We start from the raw sequence: 1,598 nt of genomic DNA, 5'->3' as shown, positions 1-1,598 counted from the left end.
GGATTTTGAATAAATAAAAAGGATGATTAATGATGATCATCCTTTTTTTCTTTCTTCTTTCTTTTTTTCACTTCTATATACTTAATGTGAAAATCCTCTATAATCAGAACTTTAAAGTAAAATTGCTCATGCTGAATGATATCATTTTTGGTCACATCAAACTTTTCGGTTAACACCCACCCGGCAATGGTATCTACTTCTTCGTCGCTAATATCCGTACCGAGTAAATCATTTACTTGGCTAATGAGCATTTTTCCGTCAAGAATATAATGATCGTCTTTAATTTTTTGTACATAAGGAATTTCGTCCGTATCAAACTCATCTCGAATTTCTCCCACAATTTCTTCAATAATATCTTCTACTGTAACAAGCCCAGCGGTTCCGCCATACTCATCAAAAAGAATAGCCATTTGAATACGTTCTTTTTGCATCTTTACAAGCAAGTCATGAATGGGTACGGTTTCAATTACTTTAAAAATAGGCTTGACGTATGACTCTAACGTATTGGTGCCGTCTTTTTCGTTGAATACAATATCATTATAAATTTCTTTGATATTAACGAGACCGATTACTTTATCTTTATCCCCATCTTCAACAATTGGATAGCGCGTATATTTTTCGACATTTGCGATTTGCAAAAAAACCTCTACGACGTCGTCTTTGGAAGCACTCACAATTTCCGTACGAGGGACCATTACTTCTTTCGCTAAACGATCGTCAAAATCAAAGATTTTGCTCATATATCGATATTCGGATTGATTGATTTCACCGCCTTCGAAGCTCTCAGATAACAAAATACGCAGCTCTTCTTCACTATGAGCAGCTTCATTTTCTGAAATCATCGTTATACCAAAAATCTTAGTCAACATACGAGCTGATCCATTTAATATTTTAATGAACGGATACATAAGTTTGTAAAACACGATAATCGGTTTTGCAAAGTTCAGCGTAATTTGTTCAGCCATTTGAATAGCAAATGTTTTAGGAGCTAATTCCCCCAAGACAACATGTAAAAAAGTAATAACAACAAATGCAATGACAAAAGATAAAATACCAGCAAGCGGCTCATTGGTATGGAAGGTAGTAAAAAGAGGATGAAGCAACCGATCTAGCGTCGGTTCACCAAGCCAACCAAGCCCGAGAGCTGTGATGGTGATACCAAGCTGACAAGCGGATAGATATTCATCTAGATGCGTAATAACGTGTTTGGCAGATACAGCTTTTTTATGTCCTTCTTCTAGAAGCTGATTGATTTTTGAACTTCTTACTTTTACAATAGCGAATTCTGTCGCTACAAAAAAAGCAGTTAATGCAATTAAAACTGCGACTAATAGTAATTTTACGGCGATCATCAAAGTCACCACCTTGTATGTAAATGTATATCTTAAGTGTTAGCCAAAGTGGAGAAAACATGTATTAAATCAAGAAAAGAAAAACGCACATAAAAAAACTGCTTCTATCTTTAAAAAGAAAAAGAAGCAGTTTATTATGTTACATGTTCATTTAGGGGAATTAATCTTAACTTTACCATCATGGTCTATCACATATCGGTTCTACAGTTCAACTGACTTTTAGCAAACGTATTGCGAGTGTGTTAT

The 1,598-nt window shown here is 34.9% G+C and carries 1 protein-coding gene; it reads right to left on the bottom strand.

The window, feature by feature from the left end:
- Window positions 1-26 precede the first annotated feature (26 nt).
- Window positions 27-1,352 (bottom strand): hemolysin family protein, encoded by a 1,326-nt coding sequence (locus AC1DRF_RS26960; protein ID WP_013057688.1) that lies wholly within the window; start codon window positions 1,350-1,352, stop codon window positions 27-29.
- Window positions 1,353-1,598: the final 246 nt, after the last annotated feature.

Source organism: Priestia sp. P5_B4, from assembly GCF_056400385.1.
This window is presented reverse-complemented; position numbering and strand designations above follow the sequence as displayed.